General features: G+C 68.7%; 1 protein-coding gene. It reads right to left on the minus strand.

The genetic code is table 11. From position 1 onward, the window contains the following. Nucleotides 1-262 (minus strand): hydroxyethylthiazole kinase (locus SB764_RS41525; protein ID WP_410866969.1); only part of this gene is annotated, 262 nt, incomplete at both ends.

Raw genomic sequence — 262 nt, forward strand, 5'->3', positions numbered from 1 at the left:
GCGCCGCACCTTCGGCCTGCTCGACGGGGTCGCGGCTGTCGACGCCCTGGCCACGGCTTTCGCTGCCGGCAAGCGCGATGATCTCCGAAGCGTTGCCGCGGATGATCGTTGGGTTGAGGTCCAGGAGTGCGGCCGTCGTTTCGCGGCGGAAACCAGTGGCGTAGTGGGCGACCGGATCAAGAACCCAGGGCTTGCCGTTGCGGGCAGCCGCCTTCGCTGCCTGCTTCATGCCACTGACCCAGGCGGGCGACAGCGTGCCGAT

The organism is Paraburkholderia sp. SIMBA_027 (genome assembly GCF_046535315.1).
Taxonomy (GTDB): Bacteria; Pseudomonadota; Gammaproteobacteria; order Burkholderiales; family Burkholderiaceae; genus Paraburkholderia; species Paraburkholderia tropica.